Here is a 17,154-nt window from a genome sequence, read left to right on the forward strand (position 1 = left end):
GCCCCGACACAGCGGCCGATCGGGTTAGGGGTCCCTTGGTTGATCTGTCGGGGATTAAGGCAAGAATGGCGTTGTGAAAAGTTCCGCGCGGCCGGGGGATCGCCCCGTGACGAGCCCGGGGAACCCGACCGTGCCCCCGGGGGAGACCGACGCGTCCACCCGGCGCCGCGTCGCACAGTCCATCCTCGAGCACGGCCCGTCCACCGCGGCGGAGCTGGCCACCCGGCTCAGCCTGACCCCGGCGGCGATCCGCCGGCACCTGTCCGCCCTGCTCGAGTCGGGCGACCTGGAGGCTCGTGAGCAACGGGTCCGGGGCCAGCGCGGCCGCGGCCGGCCGGCCAAGGTCTTCGCGCTGACCGACGCCGGGCGTACCGGCTTTCGGCAAAGCTACGACGACCTGGCCGTGCACGCGCTGCGGGCGCTCGCCGAACACGGCGGCGACGGCGCCGTCGCGGCGTTCGCCCGGGACCGGGTCGCCGGCGTCGAACAGCGCTATCGCGAGCAGCTCGACGCCCATCCCGAGCTCAGCCCGGGCGAGATCTTGGCCCGGGTGCTGACCGATGACGGCTACGTCGCCTCGGTCCAGCCGGCGCACGGCGGCGAGCAGTTGTGCCAGCACCACTGCCCGATCGCCCACGTCGCGGAGGAGTTCCCGCAATTGTGCGCGGCGGAGACCGAGGCCTTCGCCGACCTGCTCGGCGTCCATGTCCAGCGACTCGCGACGATCGCCGAGGGCGACGGCGTCTGCACGACCAACATCCCGGATCTCACCGATCCGGTCCCGACCACCACCCGAGCCCACCGACCCCGAGGAAGGAAGGCTGCCCGATGACGCAGCAGGAGATCACCCAGGAAGAGCACCTGGACGCCCTGGGCAAGTACCAGTGGGGCTGGCACGACGACGACGTCGCCGGCGCCTCCGCCCAGCGCGGCCTGAACGAGGCCATCGTCGCCGACATCTCGGCGAAGAAGAACGAGCCCGAGTGGATGCTCGCCCGCCGGATGAAGGGTCTGAAGCTGTTCGGCCGCAAGCCGATGCCGGCCTGGGGAGCCGAGCTGGACGACATCGACTTCGACAACATCAAGTACTTCGTCCGGTCGACCGAGAAGCAGGCCCAGTCCTGGGAGGACCTGCCGGCCGACATCAAGAACACCTACGACAAGCTCGGCATCCCGGAGGCGGAGAAGGCCCGGCTGGTCGCCGGTGTCGCCGCGCAGTACGAGTCCGAGGTCGTCTACCACCAGATCAACGAGGAGCTGGAGAAGCAGGGCGTGCTCTTCCTCGACACCGACACGGCGCTGCGCGAGCACCCGGAGCTGTTCGAGGAGTACTTCGGCACGGTGATCCCGACCGGCGACAACAAGTTCGCCGCGCTGAACACCGCGGTGTGGTCGGGCGGATCGTTCATCTACGTGCCGAAGGGCGTGCACGTGGACATCCCGCTGCAGGCGTACTTCCGGATCAACACCGAAAACATGGGCCAGTTCGAGCGGACGCTGATCATCGTCGACGAGGACGCCTACGTGCACTACGTCGAGGGCTGCACCGCGCCGATCTACAAGTCGGACTCGCTGCACTCCGCGGTCGTCGAGATCATCGTGAAGAAGGGTGCTCGCTGCCGCTACACGACCATCCAGAACTGGTCGAACAACGTCTACAACCTGGTCACCAAGCGCGCCACCTGCGAGGAGGGCGCGACGATGGAGTGGGTCGACGGCAACATCGGCTCCAAGGTCACCATGAAGTACCCGGCCGTCTACCTGATGGGCGAGCACGCCAAGGGCGAGACGCTGTCGGTGGCCTTCGCGGGCGAGGGCCAGCACCAGGACGCGGGCGCCAAGATGGTGCACTGCGCCCCGAACACCTCGTCCTCGATCATCTCCAAGTCGGTCGCGCGCGGCGGTGGGCGTACCTCCTACCGGGGCCTGGTCCAGGTCCAGGAGGGCGCCGAGCACTCCGCATCGGTGGTGAAGTGCGACGCGCTGCTGGTCGACCAGATCTCGCGCTCGGACACCTACCCCTATGTGGACGTCCGCAACGACGACGTGTCGATGGCGCACGAGGCGACGGTGTCGAAGGTCAGCGACGACCAGTTGTTCTACCTCATGTCGCGGGGCATGGAGGAGGACGAGGCGATGGCCATGATCGTCCGGGGCTTCGTCGAGCCGATCGCCAAGGAACTGCCGATGGAGTACGCCCTGGAGCTCAATCGGCTGATCGAACTGCAGATGGAAGGTGCCGTCGGGTGACCCAAGCCCTGGAGAACAAGCCCCTGGAGACGAACAACCTCGCGGGCGCGGTCGAGACCTCCGATCGGGTGGCGAGCCACCTGCATCCGGAGGGCTCGACGAATGTCGATGATCATCCCGTTCCGACCGGCCGCGAGGAGGTGTGGCGGTTCACCCCGCTGAAGCGGTTGCGCGGGCTGCACACCGACGCGCCGTTCGGTCCGGGCGCGCTCGACGTCGACATCGCCGCCGCCGAGGGCGTGACGGTGCGCGAGGTTGCCGCCGGTGACCCGGTGATCGGTTCCAGCGGCTACCTGCCGGCCGACCGGATCACCGCGCGCGCCTGGCAGGCGGCCGGTGGCGCGACCGTGATCGACATCGCCGACGAGGCGGTGGTCGAGGGCGCGACCGTGATCACCCACACCGGCACCGGTTCCGACGTCGCCGGCGCCGGGCACGTGATCATCCGAGCCGGCAAGTTCGCCAAGGCGACCGTCGTGCTGCGATTCGCCGGGTCGGCGACCGTCGCCGACGTGGTGGAGATCATCGCCGGCGACGGCGCGCAGCTCACCGTGGTGTCGGTGCAGGACTGGGCCGACGACGCGGTGCATCACTCCGCGCAGCACGCGTCGGTCGGCCGCGACGCCGAGGTCCGGCACATCGCCGTCTCCTTCGGTGGGCTGGTACGCCTGAGCGCGTCGGTCGACTACGCCGCTCCGGGCGGTTCTGCCGAGCTGCTGGGCGTCTACTTCGCCGATGCGGGCCAGCACCTGGAGCACCGGCTGTTCGTCGACCACAACCAGCCGAAGACGCGGTCGAATGTTTCCTACAAGGGCGCCCTGCAGGGCAAGGGCGCGCACACCGTGTGGATCGGCGATGTGTTGATCCGCAAGGTCGCCGAGGGCATCGAGACCTATGAGGAGAATCGCAACCTGCTGCTCACCGACGGGGCCCAGGCCGACTCGGTGCCCAACCTGGAGATCGAGACCGGCGAGATCGAGGGCGCGGGCCACGCGTCGACGACGGGCCGGTTCGACGATCAGCAGTTGTTCTACCTGCGCAGCCGCGGGATCCCCGAGGACGAGGCGCGGCGCCTGGTGGTGCATGCGTTCTTCGCCGAGATCATCCGCCGGATCGGCGTGCCCGAGGTCGAGGACCAGCTCCTCGCCGCGGTCGAGGCCGAGCTGGCAGCCCACCTGAAGTCCATCACCACCACGACGGAGTCGTAGAACATGTCAACTCTCGCGATCAAGAACCTGCACACGGTCGTCAACACCGAGTCGGGCCCGAAGGAGATCCTGAAGGGCGTCGACCTCACGGTGAACAGCGGCGAGAAGCACGCGATCATGGGCCCGAACGGGTCCGGCAAGTCCACGCTGGCCTATGCCATCGCGGGCCACCCGAAGTACGAGATCACCGACGGCTCGGTGACGCTGGACGGCGAGGACATCTTGTCGATGAGCGTCGACGAGCGGGCGCGGGCCGGGCTGTTCCTGGCGATGCAGTACCCGGTGGAGGTGCCGGGCATCTCCGTGGCGAACTTCCTGCGTACCGCCAAGACCGCCGTCTCCGGCGAGGCGCCGAAGGTCCGTACCTGGGTGAAGGACGTCAACGAGGCGATGGCCCAGATGAACCTGGACGCCAGCTTCGCCCAGCGCTCGGTCAACGACGGCTTCTCCGGCGGCGAGAAGAAGCGCCACGAGATCGTCCAGCTCGGGCTGCTGAACCCGAAGTTCGCGATTCTCGACGAGACGGACTCCGGTCTGGACATCGACGCGCTGCGGATCGTCTCCGAGGGCGTGAACCGCTATACCGACCAGGGTGATCGCGGACTGTTGTTGATCACCCACTACACGCGGATCCTGCGCTACATCAAGCCCGACTTCGTGCATGTCTTCGTCGACGGCAAGATCGCCGAGGAGGGTGGGCCGGAGCTCGCGGAGCGCCTCGAGGACGAGGGCTACGACCGGTTCGTGAAGGCCGCGGCGAACTGATCATGGCCTACGACCCGGAGGTTGCCCGCAAGGACTTCCCGATCCTGCAGCGCACGGTCGGTGATCATCCGCTGGTCTACCTGGACTCGGCGAACACCTCGCAGAAACCTCAGGTCGTGATCGATGCCATTGCCGAGCACTATGCCGAGCACAACGCCAATGTGGCGCGCGCGATGCACATGCTCGGCGCGGAGGCGACCGAGGCCTACGAGGGCGGCCGGGCCAAGGTGGCCGACTTCGTGGGCGCGGCGCGGCCGGAGGAGCTGGTCTTCACCAAGAATGCCTCCGAGGCGCTGAACCTCGCCGCGCACACCCTCGGCTCCCGGCTCGGTCCCGGCGACGAGGTCGTCGTGTCGGTGATGGAGCACCACTCCAACATCGTTCCGTGGCAGTTGATGTGTGAGCGGACCGGCGCGAAACTCCGCTGGTTCGACATCACCGACGACGGCCGGCTCGATCTTGCCGCCGCCGAACGCGACGGGTTGATCAACGAGCGCACCAAGGTCGTCTCGCTGACCTGGGTGTCGAACGTGCTGGGCACGATCAACCCGATCGCCGAGGTCGCCGAGGCCGCCCACGCGGTCGGCGCGATCATGGTCGTCGACGCCTGTCAGGGCGTACCCCAGCTACCCACCCGGGTGGCCGCGCTGGGCGCCGACCTGGTCGCCTTCACCGGTCACAAGATGGTCGGCCCGACCGGGATCGGCGCGCTGTGGGGACGCTACGACCTGCTGGCGGAGCTGCCGCCGTTCCTCGGCGGCGGGGAGATGATCGAGATCGTCCGGATGACGGGCTCGACGTTCGCGCCGCCGCCGGCCAGGTTCGAGGCGGGTACGCCGCCGATCGCCGAGGCCGCCGTGCTGGGCGTCGCCGCCGATTACCTGACCGGGCTGGGCATGTCGGCGATCGCCGAGCACGAGCGCGAGATCACCGCCTACGCGCTGGAGGGGCTGCAGACCGTGCCCGGGCTGCGCATCCTCGGCCCGACGCAGGTCGTCGACCGCGGCGGCGCGATCAGCTTCGACGTGGCTGGGGTGCACCCGCACGACATGGCGCAGTTCCTGGACGGCCGCGGCGTCGCGGTGCGCGGCGGGCACCACTGCGCGCGGCCGCTGCACGAGCGGCTCGGCGTACAGTCGAGCACGCGGGCGTCGTCGTACCTCTACACGACGAAGGCCGAGATCGACGCCCTGGTCGACGCGGTCGGCCACACCCAGCGATTCTTCAACCGAGGTTGATCATGACGGCGAATGTCGAGGAGATGTACCAGGAGATCATCCTGGAGCACTACCGCGAGAAGCACCACAGCGGACTGCGGGAGCCCTTCGGGGCGCAGGTGCACCACGTCAACCCGAGCTGCGGCGACGAGGTCACGCTGCGGGTGGCGCTCGACGGCGACACCGTCGCCGACGTGTCCTACGACGGCGTCGGCTGCTCGATCTCGCAGGCGTCGACATCGGTGATGACCGACCTGGTGATCGGCAGGCCACTGACCGAGGCGCTCGCCCGGCACGCGGAGTTCACCGAGCTGATGCACGGCCGCGGCCAGGTCGAGCCGAACGAGGACACCCTGGAGGACGGCATCGCCTTCGCCGGGGTGGCGAAGTTTCCCGCCCGCGTGAAGTGCGCGCTGCTGGGCTGGTCGGCGTTCAAGGACGCCGCGGCCCGCGCGGGCGTACCGCAGAACGCGGACGGATCGCAGAGCAACGGAACCGAGGAGGACCAGCAATGACCGAGTCCGAGATCGACCAGACCGTACGCCCGTCCGACCGGGTCGCCGACGAGCTGCCCGACGTGACCGCGCCCGGGCCGGACACCTCCGCCTCCGTGGAGGACGTCACCGAGGCGCTGAAGGATGTCGTCGACCCCGAGCTCGGGATCAATGTCGTCGACCTCGGCCTGGTCTACGGCGTGCACCTGGAGGAGGACGGGTCGGCAGTGATCGACATGACCCTGACCAGCGCCGCCTGCCCGCTGACCGACGTGATCGAGGACCAGGTGGCGACGGCGTTGGACGGCCTGGTCGAGCGCGCCGTGCTGAACTGGGTGTGGATGCCGCCGTGGACGGCCGCCAAGATCACCGACGACGGCCGCGAGCAGTTGCGCGCGCTCGGTTTCAACGTCTGAGCCGCCCGTGATCGTCTGGGTCAACGGCGCGTTCGGCGCCGGCAAGACCCAGACCGCGCACGAGCTGCGCCGCCGCCTCGGTCGTGGCTGGGTGGCCGACCCCGAGCTGCCCGGCTTCGGCCTGCAGCGGATGCTGCCCGGGCCGCTGCGCTCGGACTTCCAGGAATTCGCCGCGTGGCGATCCGGGGTGGCCGAGATGCTGGCCCGCGCCGATGGTGGGCGCGAGCAGCCGGTGATTGCGCCGATGACCCTGGTCGACGACGCGTACTTCGCCGAGATCGTCGGCGGCCTGCGCGCCGCCGGGCACGACGTCCGCCACGTCGCCCTGCAGGCAAGCCCACAGACGCTGCGTCGGCGGCTCGCCGTCCGGCAGTGGAAGCGCCGCGACCTGTGGGCGCTGGAACAGATCGACCGGTGTGTGGCCGCGCTGCGCCGCCCGGAGTACGCCGAGGCCGTGCCGACCGACGGGCGCTCGATCGACCAGGTGGTCGAGGCCGTGGCGGCCGCGCTCGGGCTGGAGCTGGCCCGGCCTGCGCTCGGGCCGCTCGCCGCGCGGGCGTACCGGCTCCGGGTGCAACTGGCCCACATCCGGGTCGGCGCGCTGCTCTGAGCGGGCAGACTGGCCGGGTGACCGATTCAACGAAGCCGACCACCGACGCGATGCGCGGGGTCGAACTCACCCGCGATTGCGCCGGGCACTACACCGCGACCAATGCCCGCGGCGGCACGCTGCCGATCGGCAGCGGGGGCGATGCCGATTTCACCCCGGTCGAGCTGTTGCTCGCCGCGGTCGCCGGGTGCTCGGCGATCGATGTCGACCTGCTCACCTCGCGCCGCGCCGAACCGGAGGCCTTCGCGGTCAACGCGGCCGCCGAGAAGCTGCGCGACGCCCACGGCAACCACCTCGGCCCGGTCGAGGTGGTGTTCACCGTGCGGTTCGGCGAGGGCGCCGACGGCGACCGGGCGCGCGAGGTGTTGCCGACCGCGGTCCGCCAGTCCCGCGACCGGCTGTGCACCGTGAGCCGCACCGTGCAACTGCCGACACCGGTCGACATGCGCGCCGAGTGAGGCCGTCTCGCCGACCGGGACGGCGATGACGCCCGCCGGGGCGACGGCCTATCGTTGCGCCATGTTCTCCCGCACCGCGATCTCGGCCGCGCCGTCGGCGTGCCGAATGCGTTGTCGCTGTTGTCGCGCCTGATTCCCAGCCAACAGCCCGCGCCCATCCAGGCGCCCACACCCCGGAGAACACCCAGATGACCACCAGCCCCGTCACCCAGGGCGAGACCGTCCGCCAGACCTCGCTGTTCAGCGGCGCCCGGTTCCTGCCGGGCGGTCCGGGCGCGCCCACCGAGCGGATCAGCGCGCGCCGGGCCTACCAGGAGGCGCTGCACGGCTACGGCCTCCTCGTCGACCTGCGCCCGGTCTGGTTGCGCGAGTTGGCCGGCGAGCCGTCACCACGCCTGCAGGCGCTGGCCGCCGACCCGTCCGATCTGCCCTGGCTCGCCCGAGCGCTGGCCGGCAGCCGACCGATCCTGTTCTGCGCCCAGGGCAATGCGTCGGTCCGCGTCGCCGGCGCGCTGGCCCGCCTCGGCGTGGCCGATGTCGCCGACGTGATCGGCGGGTACGCCGCCTGGCGCGCCGCCGGGTTGCCCCTGCGCGGCTGAGGGGGGTGCGCCTCCCGCGCCCGGAAACGGTTTGGTGTTCGGCGCCGGAGGCGGGAAACTTGGTGCTGTTTGCCGTCCGCCCGACACCCGGGGGCGCACGACGTCACCACCAGAAGGTTGTCCCGATCATGCTCGTTGCCCGCGATCTCGAGGTGCGCGCCGGCGCCCGGCTGCTGCTGGAGAACGCGTCGTTCCAGATCGCGGCGGGCGACAAGATCGGCCTGGTCGGCCGCAACGGCGCCGGCAAGACGACGCTGACCCGGATCCTGGCGGGCCAGGGCACGCCGGCCGCGGGCACCGTCAGTCCCGGCGGGGAGGTGGGCTACCTGCCCCAGGACCCGCGCACCGGCGACCTCGACGTGCTCGCCCGCGACCGGGTCCTGTCCGCCCGCGACCTGGACCGCGTGCTGCGCCGGCTGCGCGCCGCGGAGGAGCAGATGGGCTCGGCCGACGATGCTGAGCGCGACCGGGCGATGGCCCGCTACGCCCGTGCCGAGGCGGAACTGCAGGCCGGCGGGGGGTACGCCGCGGAGGCCGAGGCGGCCCGGATCGCGAGCAACCTCGCGCTGCCGGATCGGGTGCTCGACCAGCCGCTGCGTACCCTCTCCGGCGGACAGCGGCGCCGGATCGAGCTCGCCCGGATCCTGTTCTCCGGCGCGGAGACCCTGCTGCTGGACGAGCCGACCAACCACCTGGATGCCGACTCCATCGCCTGGCTGCGCGGATTCCTGCAGTCCTACCCGGGCGGTCTGATCGTGATCAGCCACGACACCGGCCTGCTGGATGCCGTGGTGACCAAGGTGTTCCACCTGGACGCCAATCGTTCGGCGCTGGACGTCTACTCGATGAACTGGAAGCGCTATCTCGCCCAGCGCGAGACCGACGAGAAGCGCCGCCGCCGCGAGCGGGTGAATGCCGAGCGCAAGGCCGACCAGTTGCGCACCCAGGCGGCGAAGATGGGCGCCAAGGCGACCAAGGCCGTCGCCGCGCAGAACATGGCCCGCCGCGCCGACAAGCTGCTCGCCGGCATCGAGGGCGAGCGGGTGGCCGACAAGGTCGCCAAGATCAGGTTCCCCGAGCCGGCGCCGTCCGGGCGTACCCCGCTGACCGGGCACGACCTGTCCAAGACCTACGGCTCGCTGGAGGTCTTCACCGGAGTCGATCTTGCCATCGACCGCGGTTCCAAGGTCGTCATCCTCGGGCTGAACGGCGCCGGCAAGACCACGATGTTGCGAATCCTGGCCGGGATGGAGGATCCCGACACCGGCGAGGTCGTCCCCGGTCACGGTCTGCGGCTCGGCTACTACGCCCAGGAGCACGAGACCCTGGACACCGCCCGCAGCGTGCTGGACAACATGATCAGCGCCTCGCCGCACCTGAACGACACCGAGGTACGCAAGATCCTCGGCTCGTTCCTGTTCACCGGTGACGACGTGGACAAGCCGGCCGGCGTGCTCTCCGGTGGGGAGAAGACCCGGCTCGCGCTGGCGATGCTGGTGGTCTCCGGGGCCAACGTGCTGCTGCTCGACGAGCCGACCAACAACCTGGACCCGGCGTCGCGGACCGAGGTGTTGGAGGCGATCCGTACCTACTCCGGCGCGGTGGTCCTGGTCACCCACGACGAGGGGGCCGTGGACGCACTCCAGCCCGACCGGGTGTTGCTGCTGCCCGACGGCGACGAGGATCTGTGGAGCGCGACCTACTCCGATCTGGTCGCGCTCGCCTGATCATCCGTTGGCCGATCACCGCCGGGCGTCTAGGTTGGTGGTCGTGGATCTGCAGATGAGCACCTTCCGTCCGCGTTCGGCCGACCCCGCCGAGGATCCCGAGGCGGTCGCCTGGCTGCGCGCCGTCAGTCAGGGATTCCACCAGGACCGGCTGACCGACGAGGCGCTCGGAAGATCACTGCAGGGGCTGCTGGACGACGGGTTCACCCTGCGCGCGGTGCATGATCACGACATCCCGGCGCCGGCCGATCCGCGCCGCCCGGTCGCCACCTTCAGCAGCACCGACGGGACGATCAATGCCGGGGCCGGGCGGATGCTGCCGGCCCGCCTGATCACCGACGTGACGGTACGCCCGTCGCACCGGCGGCGCGGGCTGTTGCGCACCATGATGTCCGCGGAACTGGCCGAGGCGAAGGCCGCCGGGCTGCCGGTTGCCGCGCTGACCGTCACCGAGGGCGGCATCTATCGCCGCTTCGGGTTCGGTCCCGCCACCTTCGAGGCGAAGATCGAGGTCGCCACCGACTCCCGCTTCGCCCTGCACACACCGCCGGACGGCGGCGGGCAGGTCGTGCTGGTCGATGCGGCCGTCCTGGAGGAGCATGCGGGGGAGATCTTCCGCCGCTATCACGCCCAGACCCTCGGGTCGGTCCAGCGATTCAGCGTCATCCCGACCCACGTCAGCGGCCTGTGGGACTGGTCGTCGCGGGAGGAGAACCGCCGGGTACGCGGCGCGATCTTCGTCGCCGAGTCCGGTGAGCCCGAGGGATACGTGGCCTGGGAGGCGCGCCGCGATCCGGACGAGTTCGGCAAGATCACCGTCCGCGATCTGGTGCCGCTGACGCCGCGGGCCTACCTTGCGCTGTGGGATTTCCTCGGCCATGTCGATCTGATCGACAGCGTCCGCTGGGGCAGTGCCCCGACCGAGGATCCGTTGCGCTTCGCCCTCACCGAGCCGGATCTCTATCGGGTCCGCGGCCTGGACGCGAACGTCTGGTTGCGCATGCTGGACGTCCCGGCAGCGCTGACCGCGCGGGCCTGGCAGTCCACGGGTTCCTGCGTGCTGGCGGTCGAGGACTCCCTTGATCTTGTCGGCGGTCGCTACCGGATCAAGATCGCCGACGGCGATGCCGAAGTCACCCGCACCGACGATGAGGCCGACGCGGCGATGGACGCGGCGGCCCTCGGATCGATCTGTCTCGGCGGGGTACGCCCGTCGGTGCTGGCCGCCGCCGGCCTGATCCGCGAGCTCCGACCGTCCGTCGCCGCGTCGCTTGATCAGTTGTTCGCGGCAACCGGGCCGGTGTGGGGAATCACCCATTTCTGATCCGTTTCCGACCAGATATCGGCCGATGATCGCTGATCACCACACGCCGATATCGTCGAAATCTTGATCAGAGACCCGTTTTGGGTTGATCATGGTGGGAAGACGGCTGCTCTGCCGGACAGCCGAACCTCCCAACTTCATCTGCTGATCGCCCGAACACGAGGGGGAGTCATGGCAACAGCCACCCGACGGACCACCAAGAAAACGACCACACGCAAGGCCGCCGCCAAGAAGGCGCCCGCACGCAGCACGACCAAGAAGGCCCCGGCCCGCAAGTCCACCGGCCGGGCCGCCACCGCCTCCCTGGCCAAGGGCGCGCGGATCACCGGCGGGCAGCGCGACAGCCTGGCCGCGGGTTTCGCCCGCCGCTACAAGGCCGGTGAGAGCATCCGGTCGATCGCCGATGACGCGGGCCGTTCCTACGGATTCGTGCACGGCGTGCTGAAGGAGGCCGGCGTGGACCTGCGCGGCCGCGGCGGTGCGACCCGCGGCGCGGCGAAGAAGACCACGGCGAAGAAGTCGACGGCGAAGAAGAGCACCGCCAAGAAGGCCCCGGCCAAGAAGACCGCCGCCAAGAAGACCACGGCGAAGAAGACGACGACCAAGAAGGCCGCCGCCAAGAAGACGACCGCCAAGAAGACGACCGCCAAGGCGCCGGCGAAGAAGTCGACGGCGAAGAAGAGCACCGCCAAGAAGGCCCCGGCCAAGAAGACCGCCGCCAAGAAGACCGCCGCCAAGAAGACCGCCGCGAAGAAGACCACGGCGAAGAAGGCGACCGCGCGCAAGCGCGCCTCCCGCTGATTCGGCACGAGGGCCCGGCGGCGTCGGATGGCGCCGCCGGGCCCTCGTCTCGTGCGCCGACCCGGCCGTTCGGCGGTCGATCAGCGCCGTCGGGCCGTCGTCACCTCGACGGCCAGGCCGGTGACGATCGGCTCCGGATCATCGGCGGCGGCGTGGAAGGCGTTCGGCCCCATGTTGATCAGATCGCGTACCTGATCGCGGTCGAGCGCGAGCCGACCGCGCACGGTAGATCGATCGGTGATCTCGAAGTCGGCGCCGAGGGCCGTGTCCAGCCGGTCCAGCTTGGCCGGCTCGATGCCCAGCATCTGCTCACGATCTCGCAGTTCGGCCAGATGATCGGGTCCGGGCGTGACGATCAGCAGCAGCCCGCCGGGTCGCAGCACCCGGGCGAACTCGCCGACATTGCGCGGCGCGAAGACGCAGGTGATCAGGTCGGCGCGGCGATCACCGACCGGTACGTCGCGCCAGGTGTCGGCGACGACCGCCGCCAGGCGGGGATGGGCGCGGGCGGCCGTGCGGGCCGCGGCGGGGGAGACGTCGAGCGCGAGAGCAGACAGCGCCGGTCGGGCCTGCAGGATCTGTCGGGCGTACCAGCCGGGTCCGGCGCCCGCGTCCACGGCGAGCCCGGATTCCGGAGCGCGTTCGACCAGCGCCGCGGCGATCGGCGCGTACGCGCCGGTATCGAGGAAGCGGGCGCGGGCGGCGACCATCTCGGCGGTATCGGCATGGCCCGGCGCGGCACGCCCGGTCAGATTGACATGCCCCTGCCGGGCGATGTCGAAGCTGTGGCCGAGCCCGCAGCACAGCGACCGGTCGGCAACGGCCAGCGCGCCCGCACACACCGGACAGCGCAGCGCCCCCGCCAGGCGCGCGAGCGCGGTCACGGGGTACGCAGGGAGCCGCCGTCGATGGCGATCATGGAACCCGTCACATAGGAGGCCATCGGCGACAGGGCGAACGCAGCCACCCGCCCGAACTCCTCGGGCCGCCCGAGGCGCCGCAGCGGGATCCGCGAGGCCGCGCGGGCGATCGCCTGCTCGGGGTCGGGCTCGGCCGCCATCAGCTCGGCCAACCGCTCGGTCTCGATGCTGCCCGGCATCAGGCCGAGGATCCGCGTACCCTCCGGGCCGAGCTCGTCGGCCAACTGCTTGATCAGCATCGCCAGCCCCGGCCGAAGCCCGTTGGAGATCGCCATTCCGGGCAGCGGCACCCGCACCGACGTCGACAGCACGACGCCGATCGCAAGATCATCGGCGGTGCCGAAGGTCACCACATCGCGGACCATCCGCAGGGCCGGCAGGAACACGGTGTCGAAGGACTGTCGCCACTCCTGGTCGGTCATCTCCAGCACGGCCCCACGGGGCGGGCCGCCGACGCTGATCAGCGCGCCGTCCAGCCGGCCCCACTGCTGCACGGCGAAGCGGCAGACCTGCCCCGCCAGCTCCGGGGTGGCCAGGTCGCCGGCCACCGCCGCTGCCCGTTCGGGCCCGAGCTCGGCCACCGCCTCGGCGAGGGCCTGCTCGCGGCGCGCCACCAGCACCACCCGGGCGCCCTCGGCGACCAGCACCCGCGCGGTGGCGAGGCCGAGGCCCGCGCTCGCCGCGGTCACCACGAACACCTTGTCGGTCAGTCCCAGATCCATGATCAGCCTCCTGCGGTGGGTTGGGGTTGCCGCTCCGGCGCGGCCGACCGGGCGCGCTCGGCCCGCTGGGCGCGGCGGTCGCGCAGGTCCGCGCGGATGAAGACGACGAGCCCGAGCAGGCCGATCGAGCCGAACATGAACCACTGCACGGCGTACCAGAAATGCGGACCGTCGGACAGCTCGGGCAACAGCAGCGGCGCCAGCTCCGGCTCGGCCGGGTCCGAGGACTGCAGCGCGACCCAGCCGTCGGCGACCGGATAGGGCAGCGCGCCGGCCAGGCCGCGGGCGTTCACCAGCCGGGCCTGGCCGTCGACCGGGGTGATCGCCTCGACCGGTCCCTGTTCGTCGACCCGGACGAACCCGATCACCCGGACCTCCCCGTCCGGTGGCGGGGGCGCCGCCGGCGCCGGGGCGTTGCGTGGGGCAGCGAGGAAGCCACGGTCGACCAGCACCACCGTCCCGTCGGCGGTGCGCAGCGGGGCGACGATCTCGACGCCGGGCACGCTTGCCCGGGTGCGGAGCCGGATCACGAACTGGTTCGCGGCGTCATAGCGACCGGTCAGCTCGACCCGCTGCCACTGCTGGGCCTCGGTCACCGGGGCGCCGAAGATATCCTCGCCCGGTACCGGCTCGGCGGCCTCCCGGGCCAGCAGCCGGTCATTGGTCTGCTGCCGCTCCTCGAGCCGGCTGAGCTGCCAGCGCCCGAGCAGCACGCAGGCGGTCGCCACCACGGCAACGAAGGCCAGCAGGGCGAGCCAGCGCAGGATCAGGCGACGCACGGACCCACTCTAGGTGCCGGACTCTAGGTGCCGGACTCCCGCTCCTCGGTCTCGTCCGGCTCCTCCGGCGCAGCGGAGCTCAGGGCGAGCTGCACCTTCGCCGACGCGGCGCTCAACGTCGCCCCGCGGCCGACCGCCAGCCCGATCAGGTACGCCGTGAGCGGCGCGGCCGGCCGGATCACCTGGTGCGCCGCGTCCCGGGTCAGGTCGAGCAGGATGTGGCGGGCGTCCTCGTCCAACTCGTCCTCGGCGAGATCGAGGACGGCACACACCTCGCCCAGCCAGCCGTTCAGCGTGTTGGTCTCAGCCGACATCTGTCCTCCGTCGTCCGTCTCGCGGTCCTGGGGGCGATCTGGCGTACCGCGCCCGCATTGCGATCATGACATGGGCCCGCGCGGCGCCGATCACGGCCCCGGGACCGCGCGCCTAGACTGGCCGGCATGGCTGCACGGTCCGGGTTGCCCCTCGTCGACGGGTTCGGTCGCGTCGCGACCGACCTGCGGGTGTCGCTGACCGACCGCTGCAATCTGCGCTGTACCTATTGCATGCCGGCCGAAGGACTGCCCTGGCTGGATCGCGAGGAGTTGCTGACCAATGCCGAGCTGACGCGGCTGATCCGGGTCGGGGTGGAGCGGCTCGGGATCACCTCGGTACGCCTGACCGGTGGCGAGCCGCTGCTGCGTTCCGACCTGATCGAGATCGTCGCCGGCATAGACGCGCTGCGGCCGCGGCCGCGGATCGCGTTGACCACCAACGGGATCGGGCTGGCCAAGCGGGCCGAGGAGCTCGCCCGGGCCGGGCTGGACCGGCTGAACATCTCCCTCGACACCCTCGACCCGCAGACCTTCGCCGCGCTGACTCGCCGGCGGCGGCTACCCGATGTGTTGGCCGGGATCCGCGCCGCGGTCGCCGCCGGCCTGCACCCGGTCAAGATCAACTCCGTGCTGATGCGCGGGGTGAACGATCATGAGGCCGCCCATCTGGTGGAGTGGGCGATCGGCGAGGGCGTCCAACTGCGCTTCATCGAGCAGATGCCGCTGGATGCCCAGCACGGCTGGCGCCGGACCGAGATGATCACCGCCGACGAGATCCATGCGCGGATCGCCACCCGGTTCCGGCTGGTGGAGGATCCGGCCGACCGGCTGGCCCGCGGGAGCGCGCCCGCCGAGCTGTTCCGGGTCGAGGGCACCGATGCCCGGGTCGGCGTGATCGCCTCGGTCAGCCGCCCGTTCTGCGGCAACTGCGACCGGGTCCGGCTGACCGCGGACGGGCAGATCCGCAACTGCCTGTTCGCCCGGGAGGAATCCGATCTGCGATCGGCGCTGCGCGGCGGGGCCGACGACGAGGAGCTGGCGCGGCGCTGGCTGTCCGCGGTGGCCGGCAAGCGCGCGGGGCACGGCATCGACGATCCGGGCTTCCTGCAGCCGGAGCGGCCGATGTCGGCGATCGGCGGCTGAGCCGGCCGGTCAGGCGATCGGCCCGACCTCGCGCAGGAAGCCCCGCGCCGACAGGAAGCGGTCCAGGGATTCGCGATGCTCGGCACAGGCGAGCCAGTGCTTGCGGCGCTCGGGGGTGTGCAGCTTCGGGTTGTTCCAGGCGAGGTCGAACTCGGCCGCCCGGCGGCAACCCTTCGCCGAACAGATCGCGTCCTCCGTCGGCGTCTCGCTCATCGGTGGCCCCCGGCTTTGTCGGCGGGATCATCGGTTTCGTCGGCGGGATCATTGGTCTCATTGACGAAATCATCGGTCTCGTCGGCGCGCAGCACCGGGCCCGTCGCGATCGCCCGCCCGTCACCGGGATCGGCGGCCCGAGGGGTGGGCTGCTCCGCGCGCCGGTCGACGGCATTGGCGGCGATCACGGCGATCGCGGGCAGGATCACGGCGCCGGCCAGCATCACGGCCTTCCACCAGCCCGGGACGACGATGATCAACAAGAAGCAGACCATCCGGATGCCCATCGTGATGGCGTACCGCACCTCGCGGTGCCGCCGCTCCACCGCGGGTGAGTTCGGGGCGGACGTGACGAGCACGGGCCGCCGCGCGTTTCGTCGGGCCACCCGGCCAGCCTACGTCCGCTAGCCTCGGGCCTGTGAATTCGACGCCTGACGAGGAGGGCCGCGGCGCCGCTGCCGCCGCCGAGGACCGATTCGGCGAGCAGCCCCGGACGGTGCTGGTGACCGGCGGCAACCGCGGGATCGGTCGCGTGATCGCCGAGGAGTTCGCGGCGTACGGCCACCGGGTCGCCGCCACGCACCGCTCGGGAGAGGTCCCGGACGGCGTGCTCGGCGTGCAGTGCGATGTCACCGACCCCGAGTCGGTCGAACAGGCATTCGCCACCGTCGAGGCCGAGCTCGGCCCGGTGGAGGTCGTCGTCGCCAATGCCGGTATCACCCGCGACGGGCTGCTGCTGCGGATGAGCGATGAGGACTTCGACGCCGTCGTGCAGGCAAATCTGGCCGGCGCGTTCCGCGTCGCGCGGCGGGCGGCGCGGCCGATGATCCGCAAGCGGTTCGGTCGGATCATCTTCATCTCCTCGGTGGTGGGCCTGCTCGGCTCGGCCGGGCAGGTGAACTACGCGGCCTCCAAGGCGGGGCTGGTCGGGATGGCCCGCTCGATCGCCCGCGAGCTCGGTTCGCGCGGTGTCACCGCCAATGTGGTGGCGCCGGGCTTCATCGAGACGGACATGACCGCGGAGCTGTCGGAGGATCTGGTCCGCGGGTACGCCGAGCAGATCCCGCTCGGCCGGATGGGCGCGGCCAGTGATGTCGCGGGCGCCGTGCGCTTCCTCGCCGGGCCGGATGCGGCCTACATCACCGGCGCCGTGCTGCCCGTCGACGGCGGCCTCGGGATGGGGCACTGAAGCGA

The 17,154-nt window shown here is 70.9% G+C and carries 21 protein-coding genes; 15 read left to right on the top strand and 6 right to left on the bottom strand.

From position 1 onward, the window contains the following. Positions 1-106 precede the first annotated feature (106 nt). From GGQ54_RS13800 to GGQ54_RS13860, 13 genes are all read left to right on the top strand, one after another. Positions 107-832 (top strand): helix-turn-helix domain-containing protein, encoded by a 726-nt coding sequence (locus GGQ54_RS13800; protein ID WP_179445911.1) that lies wholly within the window; start codon positions 107-109, stop codon positions 830-832. Further along, on the top strand, positions 829-2,250 hold the full coding sequence (gene sufB, locus GGQ54_RS13805) for a Fe-S cluster assembly protein SufB (protein WP_179445912.1): 1,422 nt from the start codon (positions 829-831) through the stop codon (positions 2,248-2,250). Before GGQ54_RS13800 ends, sufB begins: the two co-directional genes overlap by 4 nt. Beyond that, the gene (gene sufD / locus GGQ54_RS13810; RefSeq protein ID WP_343045970.1) at positions 2,247-3,458 is read left to right on the top strand and encodes a Fe-S cluster assembly protein SufD; all 1,212 of its coding nucleotides are present in this window, start codon (positions 2,247-2,249) and stop codon (positions 3,456-3,458) included. Before sufB ends, sufD begins: the two co-directional genes overlap by 4 nt. 3 nt (positions 3,459-3,461) lie before the next feature. Beyond that, on the top strand, positions 3,462-4,223 hold the full coding sequence (gene sufC / locus GGQ54_RS13815) for a Fe-S cluster assembly ATPase SufC (protein ID WP_179445913.1): 762 nt from the start codon (positions 3,462-3,464) through the stop codon (positions 4,221-4,223). Between the two features lie 2 nt (positions 4,224-4,225). Further along, positions 4,226-5,461, top strand: a complete 1,236-nt coding sequence (locus GGQ54_RS13820) for a cysteine desulfurase (protein ID WP_179445914.1) — start codon at positions 4,226-4,228, stop codon at positions 5,459-5,461. Positions 5,462-5,463: 2 nt separating this feature from the next. Then, on the top strand, positions 5,464-5,955 hold the full coding sequence (sufU, locus tag GGQ54_RS13825) for a Fe-S cluster assembly sulfur transfer protein SufU (protein WP_179445915.1): 492 nt from the start codon (positions 5,464-5,466) through the stop codon (positions 5,953-5,955). Then, the gene (locus GGQ54_RS13830) at positions 5,952-6,350 is read left to right on the top strand and encodes a metal-sulfur cluster assembly factor (RefSeq protein WP_179445916.1); all 399 of its coding nucleotides are present in this window, start codon (positions 5,952-5,954) and stop codon (positions 6,348-6,350) included. Before sufU ends, GGQ54_RS13830 begins: the two co-directional genes overlap by 4 nt. Positions 6,351-6,357: 7 nt before the next feature. After that, positions 6,358-6,960: an AAA family ATPase gene (locus tag GGQ54_RS13835; protein WP_179445917.1), complete on the top strand. Its 603-nt coding sequence runs from the start codon at positions 6,358-6,360 to the stop codon at positions 6,958-6,960. Positions 6,961-7,010: 50 nt separating this feature from the next. Continuing rightward, complete coding sequence (locus GGQ54_RS13840) at positions 7,011-7,418, top strand: OsmC family protein (protein ID WP_179446624.1); 408 nt, start codon at positions 7,011-7,013, stop codon at positions 7,416-7,418. A 188-nt stretch (positions 7,419-7,606) separates the two neighbouring features. Then, positions 7,607-8,017: a rhodanese-like domain-containing protein gene (locus GGQ54_RS13845; RefSeq protein ID WP_179445918.1), complete on the top strand. Its 411-nt coding sequence runs from the start codon at positions 7,607-7,609 to the stop codon at positions 8,015-8,017. 128 nt (positions 8,018-8,145) lie between these two features. Beyond that, complete coding sequence (locus GGQ54_RS13850) at positions 8,146-9,744, top strand: ABC-F family ATP-binding cassette domain-containing protein (RefSeq protein ID WP_179445919.1); 1,599 nt, start codon at positions 8,146-8,148, stop codon at positions 9,742-9,744. 43 nt (positions 9,745-9,787) lie between these two features. Beyond that, positions 9,788-11,068, top strand: coding sequence for a GNAT family N-acetyltransferase (locus GGQ54_RS13855; protein WP_179445920.1), 1,281 nt, complete (start codon positions 9,788-9,790; stop codon positions 11,066-11,068). Positions 11,069-11,239: 171 nt separating this feature from the next. Continuing rightward, the gene (locus GGQ54_RS13860) at positions 11,240-11,869 is read left to right on the top strand and encodes a helix-turn-helix domain-containing protein (protein WP_179445921.1); all 630 of its coding nucleotides are present in this window, start codon (positions 11,240-11,242) and stop codon (positions 11,867-11,869) included. 80 nt (positions 11,870-11,949) lie between these two features. Here GGQ54_RS13860 and GGQ54_RS13865 read toward each other — a convergent pair whose 3' ends face one another. Genes GGQ54_RS13865 through GGQ54_RS13880 form a run of 4 tightly spaced genes read right to left on the bottom strand, consistent with a single transcriptional unit; the run spans position 11,950 to position 14,604 of the window. Further along, positions 11,950-12,753 (bottom strand): putative RNA methyltransferase, encoded by an 804-nt coding sequence (locus GGQ54_RS13865; protein ID WP_179445922.1) that lies wholly within the window; start codon positions 12,751-12,753, stop codon positions 11,950-11,952. After that, positions 12,750-13,511, bottom strand: coding sequence for an SDR family oxidoreductase (locus GGQ54_RS13870; protein WP_179445923.1), 762 nt, complete (start codon positions 13,509-13,511; stop codon positions 12,750-12,752). The genes GGQ54_RS13865 and GGQ54_RS13870 overlap by 4 nt, the downstream gene beginning before the upstream one ends. A gap of 2 nt (positions 13,512-13,513) precedes the next feature. Continuing rightward, on the bottom strand, positions 13,514-14,290 hold the full coding sequence (locus GGQ54_RS13875; RefSeq protein WP_179445924.1) for an SURF1 family cytochrome oxidase biogenesis protein: 777 nt from the start codon (positions 14,288-14,290) through the stop codon (positions 13,514-13,516). Positions 14,291-14,313: 23 nt separating this feature from the next. After that, positions 14,314-14,604 carry a DUF6457 domain-containing protein gene (locus GGQ54_RS13880; RefSeq protein WP_179445925.1) on the bottom strand — a complete coding sequence of 97 codons (291 nt, stop codon included), beginning with the start codon at positions 14,602-14,604 and terminating at the stop codon, positions 14,314-14,316. Between the two features lie 126 nt (positions 14,605-14,730). Here GGQ54_RS13880 and moaA point away from each other — a divergent pair, with 126 nt between their 5' ends. Continuing rightward, complete coding sequence (gene moaA, locus GGQ54_RS13885) at positions 14,731-15,747, top strand: GTP 3',8-cyclase MoaA (RefSeq protein ID WP_179445926.1); 1,017 nt, start codon at positions 14,731-14,733, stop codon at positions 15,745-15,747. Between the two features lie 9 nt (positions 15,748-15,756). On the opposite strand, the gene GGQ54_RS13890 is transcribed toward moaA, so the two are convergent. Together GGQ54_RS13890 and GGQ54_RS13895 are read right to left on the bottom strand one after the other, a co-directional pair. Continuing rightward, a complete protein-coding gene (locus GGQ54_RS13890) occupies positions 15,757-15,960 on the bottom strand; it encodes a hypothetical protein (protein ID WP_179445927.1) in 204 nt (67 codons plus the stop codon). After that, entirely contained in the window at positions 15,957-16,346 is a 390-nt protein-coding gene (locus GGQ54_RS13895; protein ID WP_179445928.1) for a DUF3099 domain-containing protein, read from the bottom strand. The genes GGQ54_RS13890 and GGQ54_RS13895 overlap by 4 nt, the downstream gene beginning before the upstream one ends. 110 nt (positions 16,347-16,456) lie before the next feature. Between GGQ54_RS13895 and fabG the strand changes: the two genes are divergently transcribed. Then, positions 16,457-17,149: a 3-oxoacyl-[acyl-carrier-protein] reductase gene (fabG, locus tag GGQ54_RS13900; RefSeq protein ID WP_343046024.1), complete on the top strand. Its 693-nt coding sequence runs from the start codon at positions 16,457-16,459 to the stop codon at positions 17,147-17,149. Positions 17,150-17,154: the final 5 nt, after the last annotated feature.

This window comes from Naumannella cuiyingiana (assembly GCF_013408305.1).
Lineage (GTDB): Bacteria > Actinomycetota > Actinomycetes > Propionibacteriales > Propionibacteriaceae > Naumannella > Naumannella cuiyingiana.